Annotated in this window: 1 protein-coding gene; it reads left to right on the forward strand. The window is 48.6% G+C overall.

What is annotated here, in order from left to right; all coding sequences use genetic code 11:
* Positions 1–209 precede the first annotated feature (209 nt).
* Positions 210–1,727 (forward strand): hypothetical protein, encoded by a 1,518-nt coding sequence (locus BUQ68_RS23495; RefSeq protein WP_139315309.1) that lies wholly within the window; start codon positions 210–212, stop codon positions 1,725–1,727.
* Positions 1,728–1,764 lie beyond the last annotated feature (37 nt).

Genomic DNA, 1,764 nt, shown 5'->3' on the forward strand with positions numbered 1-1,764 from the left:
CCCCCTGGGCCGCCCGTTTCGGTCGGTCCACCGATTTGATGCGTGCGTGTGTTCCTAACGGTGTATGCCTGCCGGAGACAATCCTCAGTGAGAGAGACATTTCCGGAGTGATACCTAAAGGTACACACGTAGCGCTGTCGAATTCGTTGACTTTAAAAAAAGTGGGAATAGTTTATATTTGACGCAGCTTATATCTACGAGAGGCTTCTATGCTGTCTCGCCGCGCCTTTTGCTGTGCTGTGCCCACCGGCTTTGCCGTTGGCTTAAGCGGACCTTTGCCACTATTTTCGATAGTCAAATCCTCCATCGACCCGGAGTGGCGCAACCCTCCAAGTCGGTGGAACTCAGACGCAACGGACAAGATCCAGGCAGCCATTCAAGAGGCGTCAGATGAGGGCCGGACGTTACGTCTAAGGCGTACCTATACAACGGGAAAACTGTTTCTTCTCCCTGGGACGCGGATCGAGGGAGATGCTGCACATGCGCGGTTTGACGCTGACAATACTGGTGCGGGGCTGCGCCGAAAACGGGGAGATTTTGCTGGTTATCACCTTTCACTCTACAATCAAACTGATCAGAGGGCTTGGAACAGCCAGGGCGTGGAGCTTTATAACTTCGCGCTGTTTGGCGACAAAAATTTTCAGATCAGTCACCGGGCCTGTGGTGGAGTATCTGTGTCGCACTTAGGTGGCGTTGGTGGCGGCTCCTTCATCCCGCGTCACAAAGTCCAGGGTCTCGAAATCAGAAACTATCATGGAACAGGTTTGGACATAGGTCCGTACACACGCGATAGTAATTTTAAAAATATCATTGTGTACGACTGCAATGGCTTTGGCGTCTTTGATGCCGGGGTAGATGGTAGTCGCTCTAACTGGAATATTGGGCGATCGTATTGCGATGGAATTCGATGTGTTGCGTCCGCAGTTCTTTATAGTGATATGAAAGTTTGGGGATCAGGTCAATACTTACTTAAATCTGAGAGATCTCCAATAATTAAAAATGAGATCAATGGACGCGGACATGATCCAACATTATCAACTAATTATTTCTTTTGGAGATCTGCTGGTGTTACTGCTTCAAACTTGAAAAGCCAGGAGGCCGCAAGTTATGGGTTTCGTCTGGAAGGACAAGGAACTAGACATCTGAGCGCATTCATCGGTCTAGGCTTGGAAAGTGACGGCGACTGCCGGATTAACTCGGTTTCTGGCAGGTTGGCTGGAATAAATATATATAGAGCGCCGAGTATTCAGGTTGAAGCGTTCGTTGGAAAGCTTAATCCCGATTTTGTTGGGGGACCTTATTACGGTATTGCCATCCACACCAACAGCGAGGGGGGGCGGATTGCTCTGACCACTAAAAACATTAATTCATTTCCCATACGCGTCGCTGTAGGTGGTGGAAATAATGATTTTTCGGTAAATGGTCACAAGTCTCGCTTGGAAACAATGCAATATAAACGTCATATTACGCCAAGCTGGCAGAATGGCGCGCTGAAGTCCGTAAAACTGATTGGAGATATGTACGTTGATGCGCCATCTCAGCCAGCCGTCGGTCAACGTATTGGTTTTATTTTTTTGCAAGACAATGTAGGGGGTTGGGTAGTAAATTGGAGTGATGTTTTTAAAGTTTCATGGTCGCCTATAATTTCAGCAAATGCGCAAAACTCGATTGAGTTCGTCTACGATGGCACTTTTTGGGTGCAGGTTGGGAGTGCTGTCGGTCTTTAATATGGCAAGGCGCTCGCCCGGCAGAAGGCGGACGTCG

The sequence above is a fragment of the Mongoliimonas terrestris genome (assembly GCF_001927285.1).
In the GTDB taxonomy this organism is placed as follows: Bacteria; Pseudomonadota; Alphaproteobacteria; order Rhizobiales; family Pleomorphomonadaceae; genus Chthonobacter; species Chthonobacter terrestris.

Coding starts and splice junctions, on each gene's coding strand:
- BUQ68_RS23495 (WP_139315309.1), top strand. CDS start 210: ATGCTGTCTCGCCGCGCCTTTTGCTGTGCTGTGCCCACCGGCTTTGCC.